A 26,584-nucleotide genomic window follows, 5' to 3' on the forward strand; every position below is an offset into this window, starting at 1 on the left:
CTCCTGCGATCAGCGCGGCTCCCGTGATCAGCGCAGCTCCTGCGGGCAGGGCAGCCCCCGCGGGAACTGGTACGGCGCCGCCAGCCGGTACGTCCCCGCCTTCGGGGCGAGCAGCTCCGTCCAGCGCACGCCCTGCTCGTCCTCCTCCGTGTCCATCAGGCAGCCGTTGACGTTGACGTACGTCTTCGGCTCGCCCTCGGGCCGGTTCCTGGACTCCTCCGTCTCCCGCGGCGGCTTCAGGCTCTTGCCCTCGGCGTCGACGACGCTCAGCCACGGCGTGTACGGGATACGGATCAGGATCCGGCCCGGCTTCCGCACCTTGAGCACCATCTCGCCCTGCTCGGCCCGCTCGACGACGGTGTTCGGCTCGGCCAGCGGGGCGGGGGCGGTGACCTTGAAGAGCTGCCAGTTGGCGTCGCCCCAGACCTGGGTCAGATACGGCAGCCCGCGCTGCACCAGCGCCCGCTCCCGCACCCCGCCGTCGCCGTCCGGCTCGCCCTTCGGCAGTACGACGTAGTGCACCGCCCAGCGCTGCAGCCACTCGCGGAAATTCGCCGAGTTGAGTGTGTCGTCGTAGAAGAGGGGGTTGCGCTCCATGTCGGCCTGGCGGTTCCAGCCGCGGGCCAGGTTGACGTAGGGGGCCAGGGCGGAGGCCTCGCGGTGGGAGCGGGCGGGGACGACCTCGACCCGGCCCTTCTCGGCGCCGACCTCCTGCAACTCGTTGAGCAGCGGCGCCAGCTCGCGCGACCAGGACGCCGCCGGGGCGGTGTGCACGATGTCGTCGACCGTCTTGAAGCCGATCCACCCTGCGAAGGCGACCATCGCGACCACGGCCGTGTACCACCTGCGGCCGCGCGGCACCAGGTACGGCAGCGCGGCCACCAGCGCCACCCCGGCGAACAGCATCGCGAGCCGCGTGATGTTGGACCCGATCTGGGAGCTGATCAGCCACACCAGCACCACGCCCAGCCCGTACACCGCCGCCGTCAGCCGGACCGTCTTCCAGTCCTTCGGCACCAGGAAGTAGGCACAGGCAGAGAACAGGACCGGCAGGATCACCGAGCCGAATATCATCGGCTGCGTCCCCGAGAAGGGGAACAGCAGCGCCGACACGCCCACCACCGCACTCGGCGCCAGCCCCAGCGCCCACGCGCCCGGCCGCCGCTTCTGCAGGAACAGCGCGACCGCCACCAGGCCCACGAACAGACCCGCGACCGGCGACGCCATGGTGGCCAGCGCGGCCAGCGGCGCCGCGCACAGGGCCTTCGCCCAGCGCTTGTAACGCCACCTGTACGGCCAGCAGAACACGACGGAGACCGCGCCGAGCGCGAACATCATGCCGAGGCCGAACGTCACCCGCCCGGACACCGCGTTGCAGAACAGCCCGAACACGCCCGCCAGCGACGCCCACAGGGGGTTGCGGACGGACCTGCTGCGCAGCAGGAGCAGTGTCAGCAGCCCGGCCGACACCGTCCCCGCGATCATCATCGTCGTCCGCACGCCGAGCACCGACATCAGGTACGGCGACACGACGCTGTACGACACCGGGTGCATCCCGCCGTACCAGGCGAGGTTGTACGCCGAGTCCGGGTGCCGGCCGACGAACTCCGCCCACGCGTCCTGCGCGGCGAGGTCGCCGCCACTGTTCGCGAACGTGAAGAACCAGACGACGTGGAGCACCCCGGCCAGGCCCGTGATGGACAGGACCGGGTGGCGCAGCATGCGCTCACGCAGCGTCAGTACGGCGGTCCGCAGCCGGGTGTCACGGGCAGGACGCTCACGGCCGGTCGTGCCGTCGGCGTCCCGTGCGTCGGCGCCGCGTGCGTCAGCGTCCCGCGCGTCGGCTTCCCGCGTCTCGGACATGCCTATTCGCGGGCCGGATCCCGGGCCCGGATCGGCGTTCTCGGTGCGTGTCGGCTCCGCAGTGGCCACTGAAAGGCACTCCCCGTGTCCCGTCTTCTGTTCTCAGCTTCTGCTTCCCGGCCGCGTACCGTTCACCCTCGGTTCGCGACCGCGCCGCCGCGGACGGCGACCTGCCCCGATTCGGGACGCTAGCACGCACCCCGCCGGACAGAGCCCGGACGGGCCATTAGGGGCCTTCTGATGGATCTCCGCAGCGTCGCGACGCCCGGCACGCACGCTCGCCGCACGGTCCGCAGGGCCAGGTGGCTCCGCCACATGACCCTCCGCACCGCACGCCGATCGCACGCACCGAACGCCGCTCCTTCTCCTGCGGAGATCCACCAGAAGGCCCCACCGGCGGGGTGCGGTGGTGCGGGTGGGCGTCCCGGCTCAGCCGATGCGCGTGAGCTTGTCCGCGAAGCCCGGCTCCACGAGGTCCTCCTGGAGGGCGACCGGAACCTTGACCGCGCTGCTGCTGCCGTCACCGACGGTGAGCGTGCCCACCTTCTTGCCGGCCTTGGCCGTGTGCGGCAGCTCGTCCGCGGCGAACGTCAGCTTGACGGACAGGCCCGCCCAGCCGACGGCCGTGACGTCCTCCGTGACGGCGACCGGCGTACGCCCGCCGAGACCGTCGTCGGCGTACCCGACGATGTCGCCCTTCTTCAGGATCGTCGCCGACTCCAGCGCGCCCTGCGCGGCCCGGATCAGCTTGTCGCCCTCGTGTAGCGCGGCGCCCAGGATCGTGTTGTCCGGACCGCCGGCGGGCTGGCGCACCACGGCGCCGATGACCCGGTGGGTCTCGCCGTCGACGTCCTTCTTCGCGGAGAAGACGAGGTTGCCGAGTGCCGAGGTGGTGGTGCCGGTCTTGATGCCGGTGACGTCGTTGTAGCCGACCAGGCGGTTCCAGTTGTCGTGCTTGGTGCCCTTGTAGTCGACGTACGACATCATCGCCGCGACCTCGCGGAAGGCGGGCTGCTCCATGGCGGCCCGGGCGAGCTTCACCTGGTCCACGGCCGTGGACACGGTCGTGTTGTTCAGGCCCGACGGGTCGGTGTACGTCGAGTTCTTCATGCCGAGGTCCTCGGCGGCGTCGTTCATCTTCCGCACGAACGCCTTCTCCGACCCCGCGTCCCAGCGGGCCAGCAGTCGCGCCACGTTGTTCGCGGACGCGATCAGGATGCTCTCCAGAGCCTCCCGCTGGCTGATCTTGTCGCCCTTCGTCACATCGACGGTGGACTCCTGGCCGGCGTCGGACTGGTCCTCGGCCGCCTGGTCGATCCCGATCTTCGGCCCGTCCTCGCCGCTCTTCAGCGGGTGATCGCGCAGGATCACATAGGCGGTCATGACCTTGGCGACACTCGCGATCGGCACGGGCTTCTGCTCGCCGGACGAGCCGAACGTACCGATGCCCTGCACGTCCAGCGCGGCCTGGCCGTCGGCCGGCCAGGGGATGTCGACCTTGCCGCCCTCGAAGGTGTAGGTGTCCTTCGCGGTGAGCTCCAGCGTGGGCGTCGGCAGCGGGCGCACGCTCTGCACGACCGCGAAGACGATCACCAGCAGCAGCGCCAGCGGCGTCCAGATCTTCACCCGCCGAGCGGCCGTCCGCAGCGGGGTGTCCGGGGGCGGCGGGGTGTTCGTCAGTTCGGCCAGCATGTCCAGCGGCGGCCGCGGCGGCAACGGCTGCTGCGTGGTCCGCTCGGGGCTGACGGTGGGGACGGGGGCGGTGGCTTCCGCGGGGGCGGGTGCGGGCGCGGGCGCGGCCGGCGTGGCCGGCTTCCGCGTCGCCGGGTCGTCCAGCGGCTTCAGCGCGACGAACTTGCTGGTCCGCTCGGCGTCCTTCTCGGGGGCGTCCTTGCCCTTGGCCTTGCCCTTGGCCGCGTCCCCGATCTTCAGCATGGTGGTCGGCTGGTCAACGGCCGGCCGGGGGGCCTTGAAGACGGCGGTGGGCTGATCGACGCGGGGTCCGTCGGCGCCGTCACCGTCACCCGACTTCTGGGCCTTGCCTTCGTCTTCGTCTTCGGCGTCGTCTTCGGCGTCGGACTTGGCTCCGGGGGAGCTGTCCTCGTCGGCGTCGGCGTCGGCGTCGGTGGCGTCGTCGGAGGTGCGGGGGTCCTTGGGCTTGGAGGTCTTGTCGTCGGTGTCCGCCGCGCTGTCCGTCTTCGGCTCGGCGTCGGCGGCGTCGTCGGAGGTGCGGGGGTCCTTGGGCTTGGAGGTCTTGTCGTCGGTGTCCGCCGCGCTGTCGGTCTTCGGCTCGGCGTCGGCGTCGGTGTCCGTCGTGCTGTCGGCCTTCGCGGCTCCGGCTTCGTCGCTCGCCGTGGCGTCGCCCTTGGCGGACTTCGTTCCGGCCTCGGACCCGGTGGTGCCCGGCTCGCTGCCGGCGTCGGTCTCGGAGGCGTCCGCGTCCGTGCCTTCGTCGGTGGCGGAACGGTCCGCCTCGGGCTCGTCGTCCTTGGGCTCGGCGGCCTCGGGCTCGTCGTCCTCGTCCTGGCTCGCCTCGGCGCCCTCGGACGCCTCCTCTGCGGCTTCCTGGGCCTCAGGGGCGAACGCAGGCTCGTCCTGGCTCTCGTCCGCGCTCTCGGCGGCCTCCTGGCCGTCCAGGGCCTCCGCGTCGGTCTGCTCGGCCTCCTGGCCGGTCTCCTGGTCGTCACTGGAGCCCTGCTCGGCGCGCTCGTCCCGACCTTCGGCAGCCGAGGGCTCCTTGCCCGCGTCCGCGTCGGCGTCCGTGTCCGCGTCGGCGTCCGCGTCCGCCGACGCGACCCACGCGGCCACCGCGTCCCGCAGCCGCCCGTCTCCCTCCGCGGAATCCTCCGCAGGCTCCTGGGACTCGTCAGCCGACTCACCAGCCGCCGTGTCGTCCACGCCCGCGTCGCCGCCGCCGTCGCCGTCGCCGTCGTCCTGCTCGGCGTCAGACGTCGCGTCCGTGGGCCTCTTGGAGCCGGGCACGGCATCGCGTGGTGCGTCCGTCGGCTCCTCGGGGGTGCGGACGGAGAACACGCGGGTCGCCGTATCGACGCCGCCGCGTGCGGAGGACTTCTCCGAGTCCCGGGCCACCGAGAGGCGCGGATCGCGGGGGGACTCCGCGGACGCCTCGCTCCTGGCCTCCGGAACCGGACTCGCGCTCCCCGACGTCTTCTGTTCCGACGACTCGCGCTGCTTCGACCTGTCGGGGGACTCGCCCGCCACCGATGCCTCCTCCTCGCGCCGCACTCCCCGCGTACGCGTAACGAACCGTGAACCGCCACCGTGACACCGCTCCCCCGGCGCTGTCCGAACCATGTACCAGTGTCCTGTGTGGGGACTGAACCCATCCGGTAGACGAGAACGACATACCTACTGGTTCCACTACGAACCGGTCACGCACCCTCGACAGACCAATGTGAGAGGGGTCACCCTGTCTTTCATCCACGCGGGGAGGCATGGATGGGCAGGAGCCGCAGAACAATTCCGGAAGAGCTTCTTCTGCTGGCATTGGACCCGACCACGGGTACCACTGCACAGCCGCAGTCGCTCGACCTCGGTCTGGCCGGAGCACAGCTAGTAGAGCTGGCGCTGGCCGGACGGATAGCCCCGGACGGGGATCGTATCGCCGTGGTGGCACCACGGCCGACTGGAGATCCAACACTGGACTGCGCATTGGAGTTGCTGCGAAGGCGTGGCGCTCCCGTGCGGGCCGTCCACTGGATCGGCGGGCCGCGACTGGGGCTCCGCCAGACCTACCTCTCGCATCTGGAGAGGTGCGGCATGGTGCATGCCGTGGCCGGCCAGATGTGCGGAGTGCTTCCGACGACTCGCTACCAGGCGACGGACACGGAGATCAGCCGGGAGATCAGGGCCAGGCTGGATTCCGCGATCCGCACCGGCGTACCGCCGGACCCGCGGACCGCCGCGCTCGCCGCACTGGCACACGCGGTGGGCCTCGGCAAGCACCTGTATCCGGGGAACGAGGGACGTTCGTCCCGGTCCCGGCTGCGGGACCTGATCAGGCACGACCCCATGGGCGGTCTCGTCGCGCACGCCGTGATGGACGTCCAGAACGGCGTGGCCGCGCAGCCGCGCCGCAACCCGGCACCGCCCGGCCGCCAGGCCGCCGGCGGAGCCAGGTCCGCACCGGAACCCGCCCGCGGTGTGCCGATGCAGCCGCACCGCGCGAGCATGGCCCGCGTCCCGGCCCACTGAGCCGCGCCGCACCACGAGCACCACGCCGCACCCACGACCCGGTCACGGGAGCCGCTGTCCGAGCGGGGCGGGGAGAGCACACACTCTCCCCGCCCCGCTCGGCGTGCCTGTCCGAACTGGCGTGTACCCGTCGCATATCCACCGTTTCCCAGCGGTAGGAAGCACCTTGGTGGCAGTCTGCTCAACAGCAGATACGCAAAGTAGAGGCACGCAGCCGGAGGTGCACGTCCCGTGGCGTCCAATACCAATCCCACCGTCCGGCGGCGCCGGCTGGGCATGGAGCTGCGCAGGCTCCGCGAAGCCAAGAACATGACCGCCGAACAGGTGGCGGCACGGTTGCTCGTGTCGCAATCGAAGATCAGCCGACTCGAGAACGGCCGCCGCAGTATCAGCCAGCGCGATGTCCGGGACCTGTGCGAGGTCTACGAGGTCGAGGACCACAAGATGGTCGACTCGCTGATGCAGATGGCGAAGGACTCCCGTCAGCAGGGCTGGTGGCATGCCTTCGGGGACATCCCGTACAGCGTCTACATCGGTCTGGAGACGGACGCGGAGTCGCTTCGCGTGTACGAGCCGCAGATCATCACGGGGCTGTTGCAGACCCGCGACTACGCCGAGGCGATCATTCGGGGCGCATCGCCCGAGACCTCCGAGGACGACATCCGGAACCGTATCGAGGTGCGCATGCGCCGTCAGGGCCGCATCACCGCCGAGAAGGATCCGCTGCGCCTCTGGGTCGTGCTCGACGAGGCGGCCCTGCGTCGGGGCGTGGGGAACCGTCAGGTGATGCGCGAACAGCTGGAGTACCTCGCCGACGCGTCCCAGCTTCCGCACATCACGGTGCAGGTGCTGCCGTTCGACGTAGGCGCCCACGCGGGGCTCAACGGGCAGTACTCGATCCTGGAGTTCGCCGACGCGACCGATTCGAACGTCGTGTACATCGAGGGCGTGACCAGCGACCTGTATCTGGAGAAGGCCCAGGACGTGCAGAAGTACACCGTGATGTACGAGCACCTGCGCGCACAGTCCCTGAACGTCGACCAGTCGCTGCGTCTCATCCAGGACACCGCGAAGGAGTACGCACGCTGAGCCTTCGGGAAGAGGCGGACCTTATACCCATGGCACGCCCGCACGGAAGGAACTTCTGGAATATGCCACCCGGTCGGGTGAATGACTGATCCGGATGGCGGGAGCGGCAGGTAGCGTCGATCAGGCCAACGATCACCGTGCGTTGGCGGAAACCGTGCTGAGTCTCCTAGCCAGAACTGCCAGCACGGAGACAGTGATTCGACAACTGGCTACCGGAGTGGTCATGGCAATTCTTCTGGGTGCCACGGAAAAGTGGACGACGTCCTCCTACACCAATGGCAGCGGCGCCTGTGTGCAGGTCAGGTCAACCGCCGTGGAAGCGCTGGACGTCGGGGACACCAAGGTCCCCGACGGCCCGACGCTGACGTTCCCCGCCGACGCATGGAGCGCCTTCGTGGCCCTGGTCAGGTAGTACCGATCAGGCAGGTTCACAGCACGACCGAAAGCCCTCTCGACAGGCCCGCCGTCCTTGCCGAGGGGGCTCCGCTCGTGCCCGGGGTATCCGAGAGGGATCAGCTCACGGGGAACGCCACGTCACACACGGGATCCTCGGCCCCCGCCGCCGCCCAGTCGGCGAAGTACACCTCCCGACAGGGGCCCGCCTGCTCCAGCCCCTCCCGGGCGATCCACTCCTCCACCGCCTCGAAGGCCGCCATGATCTGCGGATGCGCCACCTGCGCCTTGGTGATCCGGGTGTAGGCCAGCCGCTGGGCCGGGTGGACCCGCACCTTCGCCCCGTGGGCCCGGCCGTGCTCCTCGACCCACGCCCGGGCAGCCGCCTCGTCGGCCACGGGTACGCACGACTCGGCGGGGCCGTCGCTCTCCATCGACACCTCGGAGTGGTAGACGACGAACGGCGGTGCCGTGACGCCGCCGCACTCCCGGGCCGCCGACTCCAGCCGGCCCAGCGACGCCCCGATCCACGCGGGCAGCTCGCCCGCCAGCACATGCCGCGTCTCGGTGATCACCACCTGCCCGGGCACGTCCACCGTCTCGACCGCGAACTTCTCGTACATCTCGGAGCTCCTCCCCGACAGTCGTCCACGGAGGTACTCGGCGAGCGTCCGCTGCCCGGCGACCCGTGCCTCGACGTCCGCCCAGTACGTGCCGAGCAGAGCGGCCGCCGTGGGCCCGTCGTCCGCCGCGACCACCTCGGCGATCCGGGCGAGCGGCATGTCCAGCTGCCGCAGCATGGCCACGAGCCGGGCCCGTTCGACCTGGCCGGCACGGTAGTAGCGGTAGCCGGTGGCCTCGTCGACATGCGCCGGGGCGAGCAGCCCCAGCCGGTCGTACAGCCGCAGGGCCTTGGCCGACAGCCGGGCGCGCGCGGCGAACGACCCGATGGTGAGCAGTTCCCGGTCCGGTACGTCCACCACGGCATCCTCCGTCACCGGGCGGCTCTTCCGCCCGGTGACGAGGACACTCGGGCCTGCCCCACGGGCAAGGTCAACCGGATCGGGGCCGAGGGGCCTCAGCCCAGCTGGGCCTCCACCGCCCGCACGACCTCGTCCGACTCCGGCTCGGTCTGCGGGGAGAAGCGGGCGACGACCTGGCCGTCCCGGCCGATGAGGAACTTCTCGAAGTTCCAGCGGATGTCGCCGCTGTGCCCCTCGGCGTCGGCGAAGCCGGTCAGACGGTCGTACAGCGGGTGCCGGTCGTCGCCGTTGACGTCGACCTTCTCGGTCAGCGGGAAGGTCACGCCGTACGTCGCCGAGCAGAACTCGGCGATCTCCTCGGCGCTGCCGGGCTCCTGCCCGAGGAACTGGTTGCAGGGCACGCCGAGGACGGTGAAGCCGCGCTCCGCGTACTGCTCCTGGAGCTTCTCGAGCCCCGTGTACTGCGGGGTCAGACCGCACTTGGAGGCGACGTTCACCACGAGCACGGCCTTGCCCGCGTACTGGGACAGGTCGGCGGAACCGCCCTGCAGTGCACCGATCTCGACGTCGAGGGGAGAGGAGCCGTTGGAGCCGCTGGAGCCGTTGGTAGTCGTCATGAGCGCGATGCTAGCTCCGGCGGCTGCCGCCCCGGTGCCCGGCCTCCGCCGCGTCGACCAGGACCTGCCCCGCCGCCGTCCGCGAATACAACACCGATCTGCCCGCCCGCCGCCGTTCCACCAGGCCGACGTCCAGCAGCACCCGCAGATGCCGCCCCACCGAGCCGAGCCCCTGTCCGGTCACGGCGACCAGCTGGCTGGTGCTCAAGGGCGAGCCGAGCCGGACCAGCACACCGGCGCGGGCCGTGCCGAGCAGCGCGCCGAGGCTCGCGGGCACCGGCCTGCCGCCGGGGTCGGCGAGGGCGCCCGCGCACGCGTAGACCACCGCGTACCGGTCGGGCTCCTCCCAGGACACCCAGCCGGTCCTCGGGGTGACCGGCACGAACAGCAGCTCGGCGCCCGAGATCTCACGCGGCGGGTACTCGTGCAGGTTGACCTGGAGCCGGTTGTCGCCCAGCCACCGGGTCCGGCCCGGCCGCAGTGTGTCCAGCGCCGCCGCCCAGCCGCCCCGGCTCACCTGCGCGGTCCGGGCGGCCACGTCCGCCTCCAGCACCCGCCGACGCCGGTCCCAGTCCGGTCGTACGGTCTCGGTCCAGACGTAGGACAGCAGGTCGGCCGCCCGCTCGGGCAGGTCGTCCCGGTCCAGGGCCGCGGGGAGCGGGCCGGCGAGGGAGATCCGCAGGTTGGCCCGGCACTCGCCGGGACGGGCCGCCCGCACCCGTGCCACCCCTTCCTCGAAGGTCTCCTTGCTCCTCGGGGTGGGCGTGAGGAAGTCGGCGATCCAGGACCGGCCCAGTCCGGCGCGGACGAGCAGCGCGGTCACGGGGTCGGCGGCCAACCGGGCCCGGTAGCGGGGCAGATGGTCGCGCAGCCAGGCCTGCTCGCCGGGGTGCGCGGGGGTGCCCCGGTGCAGCAACTGGAGGCAGGCGAAGGTCTCGGCGAGCGGGGAGAGCACGAACCGGCTCCCGGCCAGGGTGTCGGCGTTGACCTGCCACCAGCCCACGCACACCCCCGACGAGCCCCGTCGTTTCGCACTCGCGCGAAACAATAACCACCCCGTACGGGCCGCCACAGACTCCCCACATGCGCAGCTACCGAGAACTGTTCCGCACCCCCGAGTTCACCCCGTTCTTCCTCGCCGCGTCGGCCCAGACGGTCGCCCAGACCATGGGCGGCCTGGCCCTGGGCACCCTCGTGTACCGGGCGACCGAGTCGCCGCTGCTGTCCGCGGTGAGCATGTTCGGCTCGTCGCTGGCGCAGGTGCTGGGCGCGACGTTCCTGCTCTCGGCGGCCGACCGCCTGCCCCCGCGCGCGGCCCTGACGACCCTGCCTCTGCTCTTCGCGACGGCCACGGCCGCCCTGGCCCTGCCCGGCCTGCCGGTCTGGGCGCTCTTCGTGATCGTCCTGGCCAAGGGGCTGGTGGAGTCGGTGGGCGGGGGAGTGCGCTGGGGCCTGCTGAACGAGATCCTCTTCAAGGACGGCTATCTGCTCGGCCGCTCGGTCTTCAACATGATGAGCGGCCTGATGCAGATCGCCGGCTACGCGACCGGCGGCGCCCTGGTCGCGCTGCTGTCCCCACGGGTGTCCCTGCTGATGGCCGCCGCGCTGTACGCCGTGACGGCCGCGGTCGTCCGCCTGGGCCTGACCCGCCGCCCGCCCCGTGCGACGGGCCGCCCCTCGGTGGCGGCGACCTGGCGCGCCAACGCGCTGCTGTGGTCGTCCGCGCCCCGCCGCCAGGTCTATCTGGCCCTCTGGATCCCCAACGGACTGATCGTCGGCTGCGAATCCCTGTTCGTCTCCTACGCCCCGGCCTCTGCGGGCACCCTGTTCGCCTGTGCCGCGCTGGGCATGCTGGCCGGGGACATCCTGGTGGGCCGCCTGGTCCCCCCGCGCCTGCGCCCCCGCCTCGGCTTTCCGCTCCTCCTTCTCCTGGCCGTCCCGTACGTGCCCTTCCTCCTGCACCCTCGGCTCCCGCTCGCGGCCGCCGCGGTCACACTGGCCTCCGTCGGCTTCGGCGCGAGCCTCGTGCAGCAGGAGCGTCTGGTGGCCCTGACCCCCGACGCCCTGACGGGCCATGCCCTGGGCCTGCACTCGGCGGGCATGCTCACGATGCAGGGTGTGGCCGCGGCGCTCGCGGGCTCCGTGGCCCAACTGACCTCTCCGGCGGTGGCGATGACGGTGCTGGCGGCGGTGTCGACGGCGGTGACGCTGGCCCTGATGGCGGCGGGCAGGCGCGCGGAGCGGGTGACGGTCGCTGTGCCGGAACGGCGGTCGTAGCCCTACGACCGCCGTTCGGAGCCGAGAGATCTCTCCACGAACACCTCGGGAACCTCGTTGTCGACCACGACCCGCGACAGCAGCACGGCCAGTCGTTCCCGCTCGACGCCGTTGAGCCCGGACGGCAGGGCCTCCAGCCGGCGTACGGTCTCGGCGTAGAACCGTCCGGCGAGCGAGGCGCCCTCCTCCGTCAGCCCCACCCGCACGGCCCGGCCGTCCCGAGGATCGGCCTCCCGCCGTACCAGCCCCCGGCGCACCGTCCGGTCCACCAGCCCGGTCAGGCTCGACTTCGCCAGCCCGAGCGTCTCCCCGAGTTCCCCCATCCCGTACGGCTGCGGCATCAGCACGCACAGCAGCTGCCCCTGCTGGGGCGTCAGTCCGTACGTCCGGCTGGCCTCCGCGTAGACACCGTCCACCAGGAACGCCGCCCGCACCAGCGCGGCGACGACACCCACCTGCCCGCCTGCCCCGTTGCCCATCGGGTCAGGGTACCGACCGGGTCACTCCTCCTCCGGGGCCTCTCCCTCGATGAGCCGTTCCGCGATGTCGTCGGCCCACTCCTGCGCCCAGCGGCGCAGTCCGGCGACGGCGGAGACCTCGAGACCATGGACGGTGAACGCCCGGTCGTCGATCCAGTCCGTGCCGGTCAGCCGGGCCTGGAGGTCGGTGAGGTCGAAGGTGTCGGGGGCGTGGCGGCGGCCGAGCTCCTCGAGTTCCGGGTGGCTCCAGCGGGCCGCGGCGGCGTGCACGTCGACCAGGTCGCGGGCGAGTCCGCGGTCGGCCAGGTCCCGTACCCGGGTGCCGACGAGGTCGTCGAGGGAGAGCGCGGGCCCGAGCTCCGTCAGCACGGGCGGACGCCACAGCACCTCTTTGTGGACACCGACGTCGTACTCCTGCCCGGTCGCCGCGTCCGTGACGAGGAACTGGGCGGACAGCGGCTCGGTCTCCCGCGTCTGCACGAGCCAGCCCCGCGTCACCAGCCCGGCCCGGACGGCATCGGCGATGGCCTCCATCCCGGCGGGGTCCTCGGTGGCCACGTCCACATCGGGCCCGGCCCGCTCCACCAGCCCGTGCGCCAGCACCGCGTATCCGCCCGCGAGGACGAGCGAGTACTCCTCACCGACCGTCAGAAGATCCCCGACGAGACGACTGCGCGGCTCGGCGACGGGGGGTGGGGTGATCATTCCCTGATTATCGTCCGGGGGCGGTGGGTGGCTGAGGGGATGGGCCCCGTACGGCGGAACGCCCTTTTGCCCTTAGGGGCGCGGGGAACTGCGCGACCAGCAACAACGGTGCGTCACTGGACCACGAACCCGCTACTGCTTGCGCCCGACGCCGCAGTACGCGTCCACGGCCACACCGAGGTCGGACGACGGCTCAGGCCGCCACTCCGTAACCCGCACCACCCCCGGCCTCACCAACTCCAGCCCGTCGAAGAACCCGGCGATCTCACCTACGGTCCGCACGTAATACGGCACAGCGCCACTCGCGTTGTACGCCTCCGACGCCGCGATCATGCCCTCGCTCGTGGCCGTACTGTCACTGATCACCAGGTGGCTGCCGGCAGGCAACCCCGCCATCAGCCGCCGCACCAGCTCCCGCGCCCGCTCGTACTCGGCGACATGCCCCAGCGTGTTGAGGATCATCAGCCCGACCGGCCGCGACAGATCGAGCGTGCCCGCCGCGGCCTCCAGGACGGCCTCGGGGTCGTACAGGTCGGCGTCCAGATACGCGGTCGCGCCCTCGGGCGTGCTGGTGAGCAGCGCGTTGGCGTGGGCCAGCACGATGGGGTCGTTGTCGACGTACACGATCCGGGCGTCCGGTGCGACGCGCTGGGCGACCTCGTGCGTGTTGTCGGCGGTCGGCAACCCGGTCCCTATGTCCAGGAACTGCCGGACGCCCTGCTCCTCGGCCAGGTGCCGGACGGCCCGCCCCAGGAAGCGGCGGCTCGTGACCGCCACGTCGACCAGGCCCGGGAAGATCGACTTGATCTGGTCGCCGATCTCGCGGTCGACCTCGTAGTTGTCCTTGCCGCCGACGAAGTAGTTCCAGAAGCGGGCCGAGTGCGGCTTGGAGGTGTCGATACGGGCACGCAGGCTGTCGTCGAGCACGGCAGGGCCTCCTGGGGGGTGGGGAAGGGGACCGGTTCACCAACCTAGGCGAACCTCCGGGCCGGACAGTGAAGTTGTCCGCTCCCCGCCTCTCACCACGATGGCGTTTCGGCCACCCGGCCTGGCCGGGTCACACGCCGCGCGGCGAGACCCCGCCCAGACGCCCGGCCCCGCCGTCGCCGCCCCCGTGCCCCCGCGTCGCGAGCCACACGCCCCGCCCCACGGCCCACAGCAGCAGCCCGGCGGCGACCGGCGTACCGAAGATGACCAGCATCCCGGCCCCGATGTTGGCCCCGACCACTCCCGCGGTCAGAATCCTCCACCCCACACCGGCCATGAGCCCCACGACCACGAGCGGCCCGAGCACCCCCCACCACCGCCGGTCCAGCGCCCCACTCCGCGCCGCCCGCACGAGCACCGCGGCACCGGCCCCCGCCAGCACGAGCGCGAGTCCGCCGACGACCGCCGCGACACCGTCCCCGATGCCCCACGGCTGGTAGGCGTAGTCGAGCTCGCTCCCCGGCAGCCCGTCGTAGTTCTGCTGCCCCATCAGCCCCCAGGCGGCGACAGGCACACCGAGAACGAGCGCGGCCCCTGCGGAAAGCATTCCCCGATTCTTCATACGTCCATGGTCACGGGGGCGGCGCGGGGCCGTCATGAGCCCGCGTACTCAGGTACACGGGCCTGAGTACGCGGGCCTGCCGCCGGGGTTGGCGCGATGGCGTGGGCCGCCATCGCGCCGCTTTCCGAGTGCCTCTCAGCCGGGCGCCACCGCGCGCCCCGTCTGTGGGGAGATCATCCCCGCGCACAGGCCCCGGGCGGCCAGGCCTTGGGCGATGCGGGGGACGGCCGCGAGGGTGTTGGCGGACCAGTCGTGCATGAGGATGACCTGGCCGTTGGTGAGGCGGCCCGCGGCCTGGACGATCGCGTCGGTGCTCGCGCCGTTCCAGTCCTGGGAGTCGACGTGCCAGACGATCTCGGTCAGGCCGTGCCGGGCCGCGATCGACTTCACCGTCGCGTTGGTCTCGCCGTAGGGCGGGCGGAACAGTTTCGGGGTGCCGCCTCCCGCGGCCGCGACCGCCTGCTGGGTGCGGGAGATCTCCGAGTCGATCTGCGCCTGGCTGAGCCGGGTCAGATGCGGGTGGGTGTAGCTGTGGTTGCCGACCCACATGCCGGCGGACACCTGGGCCCGGACCAGGGACGGGTTGGCGGCCGCGTACTGGCCCTGATTGAACATGGTGGCCCGCAGCCCGTTTTGCCGGAGTGCGTCGAGCAGTCTTGTCGTGTTGCCGGAGGGGCCGTCGTCGAAGGTGAGTCCGACGTAGCCGTTGCAGGCGGCGGCCCGCGCCGGGGCGGTGGTGGCGGTGAACGTGGCTGCCGCCGTCAGGAGGGCGGTGAGCAGCGCGACGCGCGCTGTGGCTGCCATCGTCAGCGCACCGTGATGCTGGAGCTGCCGCTGCTCTGGTAACCCTCGGTCGCCATGATCATGTAGTACTTGAAGTTGCCCAGGGGCATCCCGGCCCGGGCCCAGGCGTCGAAGTGGTTGCCCGCGGTGATCGTGCCGCCCGTGCGCTTCGACTGGCGCACGCTCCAGTACTGGTCGAAGGTCTTGGTGCCCTCGACGGAGGGGGCGTTGTAGCGCGTCGTCTTGTAGATGTCGTACGTGCCGCCGTCGCTGGTGACGGTGCCCTTGTACGTTCCGGTGGGCCGGTACGTGCCCCAGTTGTCGACGATGTAGTACTCGATGAGCGGGTTCGCCGTCCAGCCGTAGAGGGTCAGGTACGAGTTGCCGGACGGGTTGAACGTGCCGGAGTAGGTCACGCTGCGGCGGGCGCCGGTGGCCCAGCCCTTGCCGGCGACGAAGTTGCCGGTGTTCCGCCATGACGTGCTGTAACTGCCCCCGGCGGACAGGTTCATGGAGACCGTGCCCTGGCTGTCGGTCCAGAACGAGTAGTAGTAGCCGTCGTGCGTGCCGGTCTGGTTCCTGGTGACGACCGTGTCGGCGTGGGCGGTGCCCGGCAGGGCCAGGACGGCCAGCGCGACCAGCAGCATCGTGCAGGCGCTGCTGATGAGCAGCCGTAAGCGGCTGAGTGCGTTGCTCATGGGCGTGCTTCCTCCATCGTCCTCGTGGGGTGGACGGGGGTGCTCCGTCATCGGGGAGTGTTGGCCGGGCCCTGTCAACTGTCAATGGTTTCGGTGGTTGTTGCGAAAGATTCGTTCGGGGGTGGGGGAGGGGTGTGGTGTGTATTCGCTGTTCCAGGCCGGGTTGGGGCCGGGGCGGGCATCGGGCGGCGGAGGGTGGGGTGGCGTCCCGGCCGGAGTGCGGAATTCCGATACTCGAATCTTTCGAACAGTTTCCGGATCACAGGGCATCGACGGGGGGTGTTCCCCACCCGCATGCGGTGGCTCGCCGGATGGGCGACCGTATGCCCCCGCGGTGATCGTGTACGGACGGGTCTCCCGCTCGCCGGGCGGCCACTCGACGATCACGCAGGGGGAACGGGAACAGTGAAGCGTCCGACGGAGAACGCGCTCAAGAGACGTACGCTGCTGGCCGGAATGGCTGGAATAGCCGGAACAGCTGGAATGGCAGGAATGGCCACGGCGGCCGGCGCGGGAACGGCGTGGGGTGCCGCGGGGACGGCCGCCGCCGGTGGGCGCGGCGGACCGTTGGGGCAAGCTCGGGTGGACGCCGAGGTGGCGCGCCTGGAGGACGGGCTGATCCGGCTCCGGCGGGACATCCACCGGCATCCCGAGCCGCCGGGGGAGGAGCGTCGTACCGCCGGCGTGGTCGCCCGGGAGCTGCGAGCGGCCGGGCTGGCCGTCACGACCGGTGTGGGCGGGCACGGCGTGGTCGGCGTTCTGCGCGGCGCGCGTCCCGGCCGGACGGTCGCGTACCGGGCGGACATGGACGCGGTACCGCCCAAGGACATCGTCGGAGGCGGCCCGGCCGCGGCCCACCTCTGCGGGCACGACATCCACACGACCGTGGCCCTCGGCGTCGCGAAGGTCCTGGCGCGACTGCGGCGGCAGTTGAGCGGCACGGTGGTGTTCCTCTTCCAGCCCGCGGAGGAGAGCCTCTCCGGAGCCCGCGCCATGATCGAGGCGGGCGTGCTGGAGCGCACCCGCGTCGAGGAGATCCACGCGCTGCACTGCGGGCCCTTCCCCGTAGGCCGGTTCGCGGTGACCCCGGGCTACGGGATGCCGGGCCAGGACAAGGCGGAGGTGACCCTCCAAGGCCCGGACGCGCCGGACGCCGCGCGGCGACTGGCCGCCGGGATCGGCGCGCTCGCCACCGTGACGACTCCGCAGGCACCCGCGGACATCGAGCGGATGGTCATCGACGCCCAGACCCCGGACGGCCCGCTGGCGCGCTTCGTGGCTCTCCGGGCCTCGGCGCAGGAGGCCAAGGTGAGCGTGTCCTACCGCTGTTGGCCGCAGGAGCGGTACACGGAGGTACGCGAGAACATCAGCCGGCTGGCCGAGTCATACCCGGGAACCGAGGTCCGCTTCCCCACCGAGCCGTTCCCCGCCATGGTCTGCCCGGCACCGGACGCCCAGGCACTCGCCCGCCATCTGCGCCGCGGACTGGGCACCGACGCGGTCACCACACTCCATTCCGCGTTCCCGCCCTTCAGCGGCGAGGACTACGCCCTCTACCTGGGCCGCGTCCCCGGCACCTACACCTTCCTCGGTGTCCGCGCCCCCAACGCCCCCATCACCACCGGCTATCCCCACTTCACGGAGTTCGCCCCCGACGAGCGGGCCATCGGCATCGGGGTACGGGCGATGGCGGGGTGGATCGCGGAGCGGGCCGGTGAGCCGGCCGTCAGGGCCGCGTCACCGCGACCTTGACGCCGAAGCCGATGAGGACGACTCCGGTCACCCGGTCCATGGCCCGGCGCACGGCGGGCCGTTCGAAGAAGGCGCGGGCCCTGGACAGCAGCGCCACATAGCCGCTGAGCCAGAGGACGGTGAGCCCGGCGTGCAGCAGCACCAGAAGGGCCATACCGATGTGGGGGGACAGACCGGCGGGTGCGAGCGTCGGCAGCAGGCCGGTGTAGAACACGGCGATCTTGGGGTTGAAGACGTTGCTGACCAGCCCCGTCCGCCAAGGATTCCCAGCCGGCGCCGCTCCCCCTCCTTCACCCGCCCGCTTCTTCCGGCTGCCGAGCAGCGACTGCGCCCCGAGGACGACGAGGTACGCGGCTCCGGCCAGCTTGACGACGGTGTAGGCCGTGGCGGACGCCGCCAGGACGGCCGCCAGTCCGACCACCGTGAGGACGCCCCACACCAGCAGTCCGGCCGTGATACCGCCGACCGTCCGCAGCCCGTCCCGCCAGCCGCAGGCCACCGCCCGCTTCGTCACGACCGCCATGTCCGGCCCGGGAACCATCGTCAGGACGGCGAGCACACCGACCGCCGCGAGCAGCTGTACGAACATGCCCCCCATCCTCGCAATCACATACGGGCGTCCGATCCTCGCAGTCACATACGGGCGTCCGATCCGGGGCTGCCCCGCCGTTCACACGGCCCCGGACCCGTCGGGAAGCACCAGCGCGGAGCCGTCGTGCAGCGCGATGCGTATCGCCGTGAAGTCGACGGCGTCCACCCCCGACTTGCCGGTCCCCGGATTGCGGGCGTACCGCGGATGCGCGCCCCCGCTGATCTGCCAGCGGATCCGGTGCCCGGCCGGGAATCGGTAGGCGGTGGAGCTCATCGGAACGGTGACCTCCGAGGGCTCTTCCCCGGCCGTCTCCACCTGGGCCAGCCCGTCACAGACGTTGGTGGAGCGGCCCCGCGCGTCCACGTCGCACAGGCGGCTGAAGACATCGGCGTACCCGGTGTCCGTGGAGACACTGAGCCGGGCGGAGACCGGACCGAGGACGTCCAACGCCTCGGCCAGGGGCGGACTGGTGAACGTCAGCACGTCCTCCCGGCCCTCCAGGGCGCCGTTGTCGCGAGCACCGGCGGTCCGGGACAGCAGCTGACCGCCGATGGACGGCGTCGGATCGGCCGGGTCGTAGCGAAGGGACGCGAGGGGCGCGGACCCCGCGCCGCCGGTGGGAGCCGCAGGCGCTCGCCGGTCGAGACGCCCGTCGGCCGCGGGAACCCATGAGGTGGTGACGGGGGAGGGGAGGGCAGGTGCGACGGGTGAGGAGGGCGACGGCCAGTCGTCGAGGTCCCGCCATACGTCCTCGCCGCCGACGTGCACGCGTACCCGCGTGGGACGGAGCCCGGAGGGATCACCGCACAGGTGCGCACGCAGCCATGCGAGGCTCTCGGCGAAGACCTCTGGCCAGCCCTGCTGCATGGCCGAGGTGTGCGTCCAGGGCCCGACCAGCAGGGCGGTGTCGCATCCGGCCGCGCGCAGCCGGGCGTACTGCTCGAAGGTCTGGTCGGCCAGGGCGTCGTGCCATCCGGTGACCAGACTCGTGGGGACGCTCAGCCCCTCGGCCGCCCGCGCCAGGGAAGCGCCGTCCCAGTACGGGGCGTCGGCGTCCGGGTGCGTCATCACGTCGTCGAGCCACGGCACCTCCCCGAGGGCCGGGGCGTGCGCCCCGCGCAGCGGCCGTGCCGTGACGATGTCGCGCAGTCGGCGCCGCAGCCGCAGCGTCGCCTTGGCGACGGGCATGATCCCCTGGTGCTGGTACGTCATGCCGAGCCCGACGAGCAGGGCGTTCTCCAGCCGCAGGGCACCGTCCGCGTAGAACAGGGCGTACGGGTCGTGCAGCCCGACCTGCACCACCATCGCCTTCAGCTCCGGCGGCGGGTCCAGGGCGAGGGCCCACTGCACATACCCCAGGTAGCTGGGGCCGATGGTCCCCAGCGTCCCGTCGAACCAGGGCTGTTCGCGCAGCCACTCCACGGTCGCCCGGCCGTCGGCGGCCTCGTTGCGCCACAGATCGAACACCCCGCCCGAGCCGCCGGTGCCGCGGCAGCTCTGCAGGACCACATGGAAGCCCTGCTCGGCGAAGAGCATGCCGTACTGCGGCGACCAGGGCACGCCCCTGCCGTACGGCGAGCGCACCAGGAGGGTGGGGAAACCGCCGTCCGTGTCCGTGTCCGTACGGGGGAAGTAGTGGTCCGTGACCAGCGGACTCCCGTCGGCGGCCGGCACCTCCAGCCCCGGCTCCCACCCGACGTCGTACCGCTTCTCCGGGAGCCCGCGCCAGATCGCCCTCATCATCCGCGAGGACAGCGGCGGCTTCCGGGCGGACGGCGTCCGGGCCGGCCTTGGGGCGGAGTCGTGGGTGCGTGCGGCCATGGGCGGTTCCCCTCCTCAATTTTCCGTACGTTGTACGAGAATAGAGGATGCTTGGATACGACGACAGCGGCCCTCGGTGAACAGGAGTACGCGACCGTGACGCGTGAGGACGATTCCGGCACCCCGGGCCATGACCCGCAACAGCTGTGGCTGAGCCCCGGTCAGCCCCGCAGGGGCCGCAAGCCCGCCTTCAGCCGGGAGGCGATCACGACGGCCGCGGTGGCCCTGGCGGACGCGGAAGGCCTCGACTCGGTCACCATGCGGCGCGTGGCCGCCCAGGTCGGCGCCGGAGTCATGTCGCTCTACAGCTACGCCCCCGACAAGGACACGCTGCTGGAGCTGATGATCGACCACGTCAGCGGCGAACTGCCCGCCTCGGCCGCCCTCACCGGCGACTGGCGCACCGACCTGAAGACCATCGCCCACCTCCAGCGGTCCAACATGCTGCGCCACCCCTGGCTGCCCGCCGCCCTCTCCACCCGCCGCAGCCTCGGCCCCAACACCCTGGCCTTCCTGGAACACGCCCTCGCCGCCCTGCGCCCCACGGGCCTGGACGGCGCGGCCAAGCTGGAGATCTTCGCCCAGCTCACGGCCTTCGTCGCCGGACACGTCAGCCACGAACTCACCCAGGCGGCAGCCGCCGGCTCTCCCGACCGTGCCGCGGCCGAGGCCCGCTACCTCGCGACCGTCGCCGCGGACGGCCACCACCCGGAACTCGCCGAAGCCCTCTCGGCCCCCGCCCGCCCCCTGACCCCCGAAGCCACGTTCACCCGCTTCCTCAACCGCCTGATCGACGGCCTCGGCACCGACGACTGAACCCTCACCCGCCCGACGCGCGGCGCACGGCGCTCATGCCGCCGAGTGGGCGCCGTCGATCAGCGGGCGCATGATGAAGACATGGCCGACCGCGACGACTTCCTTGCGTGGGTCAGGACCGCCCTGTACGAGGCGGAGCGCGCGATGCACAACGGCGATGTGGCCCCCCGCCGCGCACTCTGGTCACGCGACGAGCCCGTGAGCGTCATGGGCGCGTGGCGCGACGCCCACGGCCGGCGGGAACTCGACGAGCTGTTCACCACCCTCGGGGAGCGCTTCTCCGACTGCACGTCGTACGTGTTCGAACTGCGGGCGTACGACGTCTCCGGGGACATGGCCTACACGACCGGCCTCGAACACACCTCCGCCTCCGTCGACGGAGAGCCGCGCACTTACACGCTGCGAGCGACCCAGGTGTACCGCCGTGAGGGCGGCGAGTGGCGGGTGGCGCATCGTCACGCCGACCGAGTCACCGAGTGACTGTCCAGGATGTCCGATCCCGCGCGTGGCACCAGAATGGGCGTTGTCGAGCCATGCATGCCGGATCGGAGACGCGCATGACGGATCTCAAGTTTGAGCAGAAGCGCTCGCTGACACGCCTGGAGGCGGCCGACCAGCTCACGGCACTCGCGGCCGCCCTGAGAGAGGGCGGCGACGCCGAACTGGAACTCGGCTCCGGAACGCTGAGCCTGCGCATCCCCGACGACCTCCGCAGCGAGATGGAGTTCGAGATCGACAACGGGGAGATCGAGCTGGAAATCGAGTTCACCTGGCCGACCACCGCCCCGAAGCCGGAGAAGCCACCCACCAAGGCCGCTCGGACCACCACGAGCACGAGCAGGACCAGGACCAGGAACACGAAGCGGTCGGCTACGAAGAAGTCCTGAGCCGCACGGGAGACGAGGCCGACGCCGAGTCTCCGTAACGGGTGGCCATCGCGGCGGCGCGACCGACGTCCCCGGCCGGCTGGTCGAGCTCGAGGCAACCGCCGTCGCGTGACGCGACCTCGCCACCCCGGTTCGCTGGAACCGTGTAGCCCACACGAGGGAACCGGTGCTCGTGCCGCTCGGGCGCTGGGAATGATGGACACGCTGATCGTCCATGGCTTCAGGTGGCTTCTGGGGAGCGAGTATGTCGAACATTCCGGCTGAGCTGCGTTACGCCGAGTCGCACGAGTGGGCACGACGGGAATCGGACGGCGCGGTCACGGTCGGCATCAGCGATCACGCTCAGAAGGCGCTCGGCGATGTCGTGTTCGTGGAGCTGACGCAGATCGGCAAGGTCTTCGAGGCCGGCGACCCTGTCGGTGTCGTGGAGTCCGTGAAGGCGGCGACGGACATCTACGCGCCGCTCGGCGGTGAAGTGATCGCCGTCAACGAGGAGCTGTCGGACAGTCCGGAGCTGCTCAACGATGAGCCCTACGATGCGTGGATCTTCAGGCTCAAGCCGTCGAACGCGCGCGAGTTCGAAGGCCTGCTGGACGCCTCCGGCTACAAGGCCGCGATCGGCGAGTGACCGGCACGGTGTGGGCGCCGGGCGGATCTCGCCGCACTCGGCACGACGCATCACCTCGACCGAGCCGGTCCCGGCATGTCGGCCGTTCCACCCGCCCGGGGGAGCGCGAGGGCGCCCCGGTGGCGCGGTACCGTCAGCCGCGCCGCTAGGTCGCGGGCCCGTAGCCGAACCTGCCGTAGATCGAGGCCTCCGAGGCCGGCAGCACGGAAAGGGCCTCCCCGCGGCCCCGCGACTCGGCGAGCTGATGCCGCATCATCGCGCTGAGTACACCCTGCCGCCGGTGCGAGGGAAGGACGCCGACGGCGGTCACCCCGGAGACCGGGAGGACGACTTCACCGGGCAGGGTGAGCCCGAAGGAGTGCGCGGCGGCGGTACTGACGGGCCGCCCGCCCCCCGCCACGGCGAGCGGACAGCGTTCCACTTCGATCGCCCGACCACCAGAGCCCGCCACCCTCGACCGGGTCTCCGGGAAGCGGCGCCACCCCCGTGGCCCGGTCAAACGCGATACGGCCCGAGTGGCGCACCCCGGCCAGGGAACGGACAATTCTTCTTGGCTCAGCAACTCTCGAAGGGCACGGTGGTGAATCCGGAGGTGGCATGACGGAGCCGCGAGCGATCCTTACGCAGGCACGCCAAGGTCCCGTACCGGCGAATTGGCGGGTCTTCACCAAGAAGCGGGGGAAGATATCCGGCTTCTTGCGCGGAACATCGGCGGATCCGAACCCGCTGCTGGTCATCACCCCGGACGGGCTCGTCGAGTACAAGGACGAACGCAAGCCGCTGACGATCGTCAATTTCCACGATCTGGCTGGAGTAACGCTGAAGGCGGCCGCAAGCACTTCCTCCGACAGTTCCTTCGCGAGTCTCAGTGTCTGGGTGGACCTCGACTACCGCGACGGCACCAAGGGGAAGTGGCGATCCACATCCTTCGGGGACAACTTGCAGGCGGTTCAGGGATTCATCGAAGCGTACGGCGCCCACAAGGCACTCCAGGGGCGCTACTGACGGGGTCGCCCTTTCCCGTGGCGCACCGGGCTCATGCGGTCGCGAGGGAGACCTCGGTGGACTTGAACAGGGCGGTGACGGCGGTGCCTTCCGTCAGGTCGAGGTCGGTGGCCGCGTCCTTGGTGATCGCGGCGGTCAGTTCGCCGCCCTCGACCGAGACCCTGACCGAGGCCATGGCGGCGCCCGTCGCGACTTCGCGTACGGTGCCGGGCAGCCGGTTGCGGATGGACAGGCCCTCCACCGGGCCGGTGGCCAGCGAGACCTCGGTGGCCTTGACGAGGGTCCGCACGGTGGAGCCCACGGCGAGGCCGAGGTCCTTGACGGCGTCGAGTGTGATGGCGGCGGTGACGTCCTGGCCGCCGTCGAGGCGGACCTTGACCGTTGCCATGGCTTCTCCGGGCGTGACGGCGGTGACGGTGCCGGGGATCTGGTTGCGGATGCTCAGGCTCATGGTGGCAAGCCTCGCAGAAGGTGGGTTGTTTTCCGGCTCTTGTCCGGCTTTGGTGCGGCTGTGTGGACCACCGTAGTCCGGTGAGGGCGCCCCTTGTGCCGGGCCCGTCGCAACCGCGAGGCAGTGGGCGCGTGATGCCTCGCAGACCCGGGACAGCCGTCCGGGCGGCTGCCGCGGCGGCCTCCTACGCCGGGTACGCGTGCGTCTCCGCCGCCTTCACCGCCGCCCAGACCGCGGCCCCGGGATGGAGGTCGAGTTCGGCCGCGGCGACCGTGGTGAGGTCGGCGATCAGGGAGAGCTCGCCGGACAGGGAGGCGCGGATCTGGTCGCCGTGGGTCTCCAGGCCGGCCACCTCGCAGCGCCACAGGTTGCGGGCGCTGGAGCCGGTGGGGCGGTCGCGGTGGAGCGTGACGGCACTGGGCGGGAAGGCGACGAAGACCGGACCGGTGAGGTCTTCCGTGGTGGTGATCGCGGGACCGGCGCCGACGTGGACCGTGTGTCCTTCCGCCTGTCCCCGGTAGAGGTTGAGGCCGACCAGGTGGGCGATGTAGTCCGTGCGGGGGCGGCGGGCGATGTCGGACGGGGCGCCCTCCTGGACGATCTGGCCGTCCTCGATGACGACGAGGTGGTCCGCCAGGACCATGGCGTCCAGCGGGTCGTGCGTGACGAGGACGGCGACCGCCTCGAAGTCGGCCAGATGGCGGCGGAGTTGGGCGCGGACGTCGAGGCGGGTGCGGGCGTCGAGGGCGGCGAGCGGCTCGTCGAGGAGCAGGAGGCGCGGGTGGGTGGCCAGGGCGCGGGCGAGGGCCACGCGCTGGGCCTGGCCGCCGGAGAGGCGGCGGGGTTTGGCGGACGCGTGGGCGGTGAGGTCCATGCGCTCCAGCCACTCGGCGGCCTGGGCGCGGGCCTCCGCCTTGGTGGCGCCGTGGCAGCGGGGGCCGAAGGCCACGTTGTCGAGGGCGGTGAGGTGGGGGAAGAGCAGGTAGTCCTGGAAGACGACCCCGACCGGGCGGGATTCCGGTGGCGTACGGACCAACTCCGCTCCGTCCAGCCAGAGATGGCCTTCCGTGAGCGGTACCAGACCGGCCAGGGCGCGCAGGGCGGTGGTCTTGCCCGCGCCGTTGGGGCCGAGGAGGGCGACCACGTCGCCGGGGGCCGCGGTCAGCTTCACGTCGAGGCGGAAGGAGCCGCGCTCGACCACCAGCCGGGTGTCGAGCCCTTCACCGGCCGGGCCCGGTGCTTCGACGGCGTCCCGAGCGGTCTTGTCGGCGTCGGTCATGAGGCGGTCATCCAGCGGTCACGCAGTCCCGCCAGTACCGCGATGGACACGGCGAGCAGGACGAGGCTGAGGGCGATGGCCGCCTCCGGATCGCTCTGGAGGGCGAGGTAGACGGCCAGCGGCATGGTCTGGGTACGGCCGGGAAAGTTGCCGGCGAAGGTGATGGTCGCGCCGAACTCGCCCAATGCCCGTGCCCAGGCCAGCACGGCTCCGGCCGCGATGCCCGGGGCGATGAGCGGCAGGGTGACCCGGCGGAACGCGGTGAAGCGCGAGGCGCCCAGGGTGGTGGCGGCCTCCTCGTAGCGCGGGTCGGCGGCCCGCAGGGTGCCCTCGACGCTGATGACGAGGAACGGCATGGCGACGAACGCCTCGGCGACCACGACCCCGGCGGTGGTGAAGGGCAGCGTGATCCCGAACCAGGAGTCCAGCCACTGTCCGACGATGCCGTTGCGGCCGAGCGCCATCAGCAGGGCCACACCGCCGACGACCGGCGGCAGGACGAGGGGCAGGGTGACGAGGGCGCGCACGAAGCCGCGGCCGGGGAAGTCGACGCGGGCCAGCAGCCAGGCCAGTGGCACCCCGAGGACCAGGCTCACCGCGGTCGCCGCCGTGGCGCAGATCAGGGACAGCTTGAGCGCCTGCCACACGTCGGCGCTGGTCAGCTGCTGCGGCAGGCTGTGCCACGGGGTCCGTACGAGCAGGGCGATCAGCGGCACGATCAGGAACGCCAGGCCGATCAGCGCGGGGATCAGCAGGGGCAGCGGGACGCCGGTCCGGACGTGCCGGCGCCGCGGACCGCCCCGGAGGGTGTCGGTCGCGGCGTCGGCCTTGTCGGTCGGGGTCACGGCTTGAGGAACCCGGCCTCGCTCAGGACCTTCTGGCCCTCGGCGGACTGCACGAGCGCCATGAACGCCTTGGCGGTCTCGGGGTTCTGCGCGTCCTTGAGGAGGGTGATCGGGTAGTCGTTGACGGCGTCGGCGGACTCGGGGAACTCCACGCCCTCCACCTTGTCACCCGCGGACTTCACGTCGGTCTTGTACACGACCGCCGCGTCGGCCTCCTTCAGCTCGACCTTCGTCAGAGCGGCTTTGACGTCCTGCTCGTAGGAGACGGGGGTGAGCTTGAGCTTGCCGGCGTCCAGGGCCTTCTGGGCGGCGGCGCCGCACGGCACCTCCTTGTCGCACAGGACGACCTTCAGGTCGGAGTTCGTGAGGTCCGTCAGGGAGTCGACCTTGTCCGGGTTGCCCGGCAGGGTCGCGATCTCCAGCTCGTTGCGGACGAAGGGGGCCGGCGTACCGGAGGCGTCGCCGGCGTCCGTGACGATCTTCATCGTCTTGGGGCTGGCCGAGGCGAACACGTCCGCCGGGGCGCCGCCGGTGATGCTCGCGGCGAGCGAGTCGCTGCCGCCGAAGCTGAAGGTCACCTTGGTGCCGGGGTGCTCCTTCTCGAACTGCTTCCCCAGCGTCGTGAAGCTCTCCTTCAGCGAGGCCGCGGCGAAGACGGTCACCGTGCCGGACAGCTTGCCCGAGGCGGACGCCGAGGCGGAGGAGTCCGGCTTCGTCGACGAGGAGTCCTCGGACGAGGAGCAGGCGCCCAGGGCCAGCATGGTGGCGGCTCCCAGCGCGGTCGCCCGCAGGGGGCGGCGGGTCCGGCGCGCGATACGGGTCATCACGGGTCTACTCCCTCTGGCCCTGACGGACCC

At 71.5% G+C, this 26,584-nt stretch carries 27 protein-coding genes and 1 pseudogene; 10 read left to right on the plus strand and 18 right to left on the minus strand.

Annotation, left to right across the window (positions count from 1 at the left end):
• Positions 1-27: 27 nt before the first annotated feature.
• Together ACFZBT_RS32185 and ACFZBT_RS32190 are read right to left on the minus strand one after the other, a co-directional pair.
• Positions 28-1,932: an MFS transporter gene (locus ACFZBT_RS32185; protein ID WP_391111080.1), complete on the minus strand. Its 1,905-nt coding sequence runs from the start codon at positions 1,930-1,932 to the stop codon at positions 28-30.
• Between the two features lie 360 nt (positions 1,933-2,292).
• Positions 2,293-5,085 (minus strand): D-alanyl-D-alanine carboxypeptidase, encoded by a 2,793-nt coding sequence (locus ACFZBT_RS32190; protein ID WP_391111083.1) that lies wholly within the window; start codon positions 5,083-5,085, stop codon positions 2,293-2,295.
• A gap of 237 nt (positions 5,086-5,322) precedes the next feature.
• Between ACFZBT_RS32190 and ACFZBT_RS32195 the strand changes: the two genes are divergently transcribed.
• The 3 genes from ACFZBT_RS32195 to ACFZBT_RS32205 all read left to right on the plus strand — a co-directional run bounded on the left by ACFZBT_RS32195 (position 5,323) and on the right by ACFZBT_RS32205 (position 7,579).
• A complete protein-coding gene (locus tag ACFZBT_RS32195; protein ID WP_391111086.1) occupies positions 5,323-6,078 on the plus strand; it encodes a GPP34 family phosphoprotein in 756 nt (251 codons plus the stop codon).
• Positions 6,079-6,309: 231 nt separating this feature from the next.
• Positions 6,310-7,167, plus strand: a complete 858-nt coding sequence (locus tag ACFZBT_RS32200) for a Scr1 family TA system antitoxin-like transcriptional regulator (protein ID WP_391111089.1) — start codon at positions 6,310-6,312, stop codon at positions 7,165-7,167.
• A gap of 223 nt (positions 7,168-7,390) precedes the next feature.
• Entirely contained in the window at positions 7,391-7,579 is a 189-nt protein-coding gene (locus ACFZBT_RS32205) for a DUF397 domain-containing protein (protein ID WP_391111091.1), read from the plus strand.
• 100 nt (positions 7,580-7,679) lie between these two features.
• Here ACFZBT_RS32205 and ACFZBT_RS32210 read toward each other — a convergent pair whose 3' ends face one another.
• From ACFZBT_RS32210 to ACFZBT_RS32220, 3 genes are all read right to left on the minus strand, one after another.
• A complete protein-coding gene (locus tag ACFZBT_RS32210; protein WP_391111093.1) occupies positions 7,680-8,558 on the minus strand; it encodes a MerR family transcriptional regulator in 879 nt (292 codons plus the stop codon).
• 80 nt (positions 8,559-8,638) lie between these two features.
• A complete protein-coding gene (locus tag ACFZBT_RS32215) occupies positions 8,639-9,160 on the minus strand; it encodes a redoxin family protein (RefSeq protein ID WP_391111096.1) in 522 nt (173 codons plus the stop codon).
• A 10-nt stretch (positions 9,161-9,170) separates the two neighbouring features.
• Positions 9,171-10,163 (minus strand): transcriptional regulator, encoded by a 993-nt coding sequence (locus ACFZBT_RS32220; RefSeq protein ID WP_391111098.1) that lies wholly within the window; start codon positions 10,161-10,163, stop codon positions 9,171-9,173.
• Between the two features lie 80 nt (positions 10,164-10,243).
• On the opposite strand from ACFZBT_RS32220, the gene ACFZBT_RS32225 reads away from it, so the two are divergent.
• Positions 10,244-11,437: an MFS transporter gene (locus ACFZBT_RS32225; protein ID WP_391111099.1), complete on the plus strand. Its 1,194-nt coding sequence runs from the start codon at positions 10,244-10,246 to the stop codon at positions 11,435-11,437.
• A 2-nt stretch (positions 11,438-11,439) separates the two neighbouring features.
• Here ACFZBT_RS32225 and ACFZBT_RS32230 read toward each other — a convergent pair whose 3' ends face one another.
• From ACFZBT_RS32230 to ACFZBT_RS32255, 6 genes are all read right to left on the minus strand, one after another.
• A complete protein-coding gene (locus ACFZBT_RS32230; protein ID WP_391111102.1) occupies positions 11,440-11,916 on the minus strand; it encodes a MarR family transcriptional regulator in 477 nt (158 codons plus the stop codon).
• Between the two features lie 21 nt (positions 11,917-11,937).
• Positions 11,938-12,621, minus strand: coding sequence for a nucleotidyl transferase AbiEii/AbiGii toxin family protein (locus ACFZBT_RS32235; protein ID WP_391111105.1), 684 nt, complete (start codon positions 12,619-12,621; stop codon positions 11,938-11,940).
• Positions 12,622-12,753: 132 nt separating this feature from the next.
• Positions 12,754-13,548, minus strand: a complete 795-nt coding sequence (locus ACFZBT_RS32240) for an SAM-dependent methyltransferase (protein ID WP_391111108.1) — start codon at positions 13,546-13,548, stop codon at positions 12,754-12,756.
• Between the two features lie 130 nt (positions 13,549-13,678).
• Complete coding sequence (locus ACFZBT_RS32245; protein ID WP_391111111.1) at positions 13,679-14,155, minus strand: hypothetical protein; 477 nt, start codon at positions 14,153-14,155, stop codon at positions 13,679-13,681.
• 150 nt (positions 14,156-14,305) lie between these two features.
• Positions 14,306-14,974, minus strand: coding sequence for a polysaccharide deacetylase family protein (locus ACFZBT_RS32250; protein WP_391111113.1), 669 nt, complete (start codon positions 14,972-14,974; stop codon positions 14,306-14,308).
• A gap of 2 nt (positions 14,975-14,976) precedes the next feature.
• The gene (locus ACFZBT_RS32255; protein WP_391111115.1) at positions 14,977-15,651 is read right to left on the minus strand and encodes a glycoside hydrolase family 11 protein; all 675 of its coding nucleotides are present in this window, start codon (positions 15,649-15,651) and stop codon (positions 14,977-14,979) included.
• A gap of 483 nt (positions 15,652-16,134) precedes the next feature.
• Here ACFZBT_RS32255 and ACFZBT_RS32260 point away from each other — a divergent pair, with 483 nt between their 5' ends.
• Complete coding sequence (locus ACFZBT_RS32260; RefSeq protein WP_391111118.1) at positions 16,135-17,403, plus strand: amidohydrolase; 1,269 nt, start codon at positions 16,135-16,137, stop codon at positions 17,401-17,403.
• On the opposite strand, the gene ACFZBT_RS32265 is transcribed toward ACFZBT_RS32260, so the two are convergent.
• Together ACFZBT_RS32265 and ACFZBT_RS32270 are read right to left on the minus strand one after the other, a co-directional pair.
• Entirely contained in the window at positions 17,378-17,992 is a 615-nt protein-coding gene (locus ACFZBT_RS32265) for a LysE family transporter (protein WP_391111121.1), read from the minus strand. The two genes, ACFZBT_RS32260 and ACFZBT_RS32265, sit on opposite strands and share 26 nt — an antisense overlap.
• 81 nt (positions 17,993-18,073) lie before the next feature.
• Complete coding sequence (locus tag ACFZBT_RS32270) at positions 18,074-19,816, minus strand: CocE/NonD family hydrolase (RefSeq protein ID WP_391111124.1); 1,743 nt, start codon at positions 19,814-19,816, stop codon at positions 18,074-18,076.
• A 96-nt stretch (positions 19,817-19,912) separates the two neighbouring features.
• Here ACFZBT_RS32270 and ACFZBT_RS32275 point away from each other — a divergent pair, with 96 nt between their 5' ends.
• From ACFZBT_RS32275 to gcvH, 4 genes are all read left to right on the plus strand, one after another.
• Positions 19,913-20,632: a TetR/AcrR family transcriptional regulator C-terminal domain-containing protein gene (locus tag ACFZBT_RS32275; RefSeq protein ID WP_391111222.1), complete on the plus strand. Its 720-nt coding sequence runs from the start codon at positions 19,913-19,915 to the stop codon at positions 20,630-20,632.
• An 81-nt stretch (positions 20,633-20,713) separates the two neighbouring features.
• A complete protein-coding gene (locus ACFZBT_RS32280) occupies positions 20,714-21,112 on the plus strand; it encodes a nuclear transport factor 2 family protein (protein ID WP_391111127.1) in 399 nt (132 codons plus the stop codon).
• A gap of 77 nt (positions 21,113-21,189) precedes the next feature.
• Positions 21,190-21,519, plus strand: coding sequence for an amphi-Trp domain-containing protein (locus ACFZBT_RS32285; RefSeq protein ID WP_391111130.1), 330 nt, complete (start codon positions 21,190-21,192; stop codon positions 21,517-21,519).
• Between the two features lie 244 nt (positions 21,520-21,763).
• Positions 21,764-22,147 carry a glycine cleavage system protein GcvH gene (gene gcvH / locus ACFZBT_RS32290; RefSeq protein ID WP_391111133.1) on the plus strand — a complete coding sequence of 128 codons (384 nt, stop codon included), beginning with the start codon at positions 21,764-21,766 and terminating at the stop codon, positions 22,145-22,147.
• A gap of 24 nt (positions 22,148-22,171) precedes the next feature.
• On the opposite strand, the pseudogene ACFZBT_RS32295 reads toward gcvH, so the two are convergent.
• A pseudogene (locus ACFZBT_RS32295) lies at positions 22,172-22,617 on the minus strand (GNAT family N-acetyltransferase); the annotation flags it as partial.
• A 127-nt stretch (positions 22,618-22,744) separates the two neighbouring features.
• Here ACFZBT_RS32295 and ACFZBT_RS32300 point away from each other — a divergent pair.
• Positions 22,745-23,152, plus strand: coding sequence for a hypothetical protein (locus tag ACFZBT_RS32300; protein ID WP_391111135.1), 408 nt, complete (start codon positions 22,745-22,747; stop codon positions 23,150-23,152).
• A 31-nt stretch (positions 23,153-23,183) separates the two neighbouring features.
• Here ACFZBT_RS32300 and ACFZBT_RS32305 read toward each other — a convergent pair whose 3' ends face one another.
• From ACFZBT_RS32305 to modA, 4 genes are all read right to left on the minus strand, one after another.
• Positions 23,184-23,603 (minus strand): TOBE domain-containing protein, encoded by a 420-nt coding sequence (locus ACFZBT_RS32305; protein ID WP_391111138.1) that lies wholly within the window; start codon positions 23,601-23,603, stop codon positions 23,184-23,186.
• Between the two features lie 184 nt (positions 23,604-23,787).
• The gene (locus ACFZBT_RS32310; RefSeq protein ID WP_391111141.1) at positions 23,788-24,882 is read right to left on the minus strand and encodes an ATP-binding cassette domain-containing protein; all 1,095 of its coding nucleotides are present in this window, start codon (positions 24,880-24,882) and stop codon (positions 23,788-23,790) included.
• Positions 24,879-25,727, minus strand: coding sequence for a molybdate ABC transporter permease subunit (modB, locus tag ACFZBT_RS32315; protein WP_391111143.1), 849 nt, complete (start codon positions 25,725-25,727; stop codon positions 24,879-24,881). Before modB ends, ACFZBT_RS32310 begins: the two co-directional genes overlap by 4 nt.
• Positions 25,724-26,551: a molybdate ABC transporter substrate-binding protein gene (gene modA / locus ACFZBT_RS32320; protein ID WP_391111146.1), complete on the minus strand. Its 828-nt coding sequence runs from the start codon at positions 26,549-26,551 to the stop codon at positions 25,724-25,726. Before modA ends, modB begins: the two co-directional genes overlap by 4 nt.
• Between the last annotated feature and the right edge of the window lie 33 nt (positions 26,552-26,584).

Source organism: Streptomyces sp. NPDC008137, assembly GCF_042957035.1.
Classification (GTDB): domain Bacteria; phylum Actinomycetota; class Actinomycetes; order Streptomycetales; family Streptomycetaceae; genus Streptomyces.

Bases quoted from the DNA above. Each gene is read 5' to 3' on its own strand.
- ACFZBT_RS32195 (WP_391111086.1), top strand. From the start codon at position 5,323: ATGGGCAGGAGCCGCAGAACAATTCCGGAAGAGCTTCTTCTGCTGGCA.
- ACFZBT_RS32205 (WP_391111091.1), top strand. From the start codon at position 7,391: ATGGCAATTCTTCTGGGTGCCACGGAAAAGTGGACGACGTCCTCCTAC.
- ACFZBT_RS32215 (WP_391111096.1), bottom strand. From the start codon at position 9,160: ATGACGACTACCAACGGCTCCAGCGGCTCCAACGGCTCCTCTCCCCTC.
- ACFZBT_RS32225 (WP_391111099.1), top strand. From the start codon at position 10,244: ATGCGCAGCTACCGAGAACTGTTCCGCACCCCCGAGTTCACCCCGTTC.
- ACFZBT_RS32230 (WP_391111102.1), bottom strand. From the start codon at position 11,916: ATGGGCAACGGGGCAGGCGGGCAGGTGGGTGTCGTCGCCGCGCTGGTG.
- ACFZBT_RS32235 (WP_391111105.1), bottom strand. From the start codon at position 12,621: ATGATCACCCCACCCCCCGTCGCCGAGCCGCGCAGTCGTCTCGTCGGG.
- ACFZBT_RS32245 (WP_391111111.1), bottom strand. From the start codon at position 14,155: ATGCTTTCCGCAGGGGCCGCGCTCGTTCTCGGTGTGCCTGTCGCCGCC.
- ACFZBT_RS32250 (WP_391111113.1), bottom strand. From the start codon at position 14,974: ATGGCAGCCACAGCGCGCGTCGCGCTGCTCACCGCCCTCCTGACGGCG.
- ACFZBT_RS32255 (WP_391111115.1), bottom strand. From the start codon at position 15,651: ATGAGCAACGCACTCAGCCGCTTACGGCTGCTCATCAGCAGCGCCTGC.
- ACFZBT_RS32260 (WP_391111118.1), top strand. From the start codon at position 16,135: ATGGCAGGAATGGCCACGGCGGCCGGCGCGGGAACGGCGTGGGGTGCC.
- ACFZBT_RS32265 (WP_391111121.1), bottom strand. From the start codon at position 17,992: ATGTTCGTACAGCTGCTCGCGGCGGTCGGTGTGCTCGCCGTCCTGACG.
- ACFZBT_RS32270 (WP_391111124.1), bottom strand. From the start codon at position 19,816: ATGGCCGCACGCACCCACGACTCCGCCCCAAGGCCGGCCCGGACGCCG.
- ACFZBT_RS32280 (WP_391111127.1), top strand. From the start codon at position 20,714: ATGGCCGACCGCGACGACTTCCTTGCGTGGGTCAGGACCGCCCTGTAC.
- ACFZBT_RS32285 (WP_391111130.1), top strand. From the start codon at position 21,190: ATGACGGATCTCAAGTTTGAGCAGAAGCGCTCGCTGACACGCCTGGAG.
- gcvH (WP_391111133.1), top strand. From the start codon at position 21,764: ATGTCGAACATTCCGGCTGAGCTGCGTTACGCCGAGTCGCACGAGTGG.
- ACFZBT_RS32300 (WP_391111135.1), top strand. From the start codon at position 22,745: ATGACGGAGCCGCGAGCGATCCTTACGCAGGCACGCCAAGGTCCCGTA.
- ACFZBT_RS32305 (WP_391111138.1), bottom strand. From the start codon at position 23,603: ATGAGCCTGAGCATCCGCAACCAGATCCCCGGCACCGTCACCGCCGTC.
- ACFZBT_RS32310 (WP_391111141.1), bottom strand. From the start codon at position 24,882: ATGACCGACGCCGACAAGACCGCTCGGGACGCCGTCGAAGCACCGGGC.
- modA (WP_391111146.1), bottom strand. From the start codon at position 26,551: ATGACCCGTATCGCGCGCCGGACCCGCCGCCCCCTGCGGGCGACCGCG.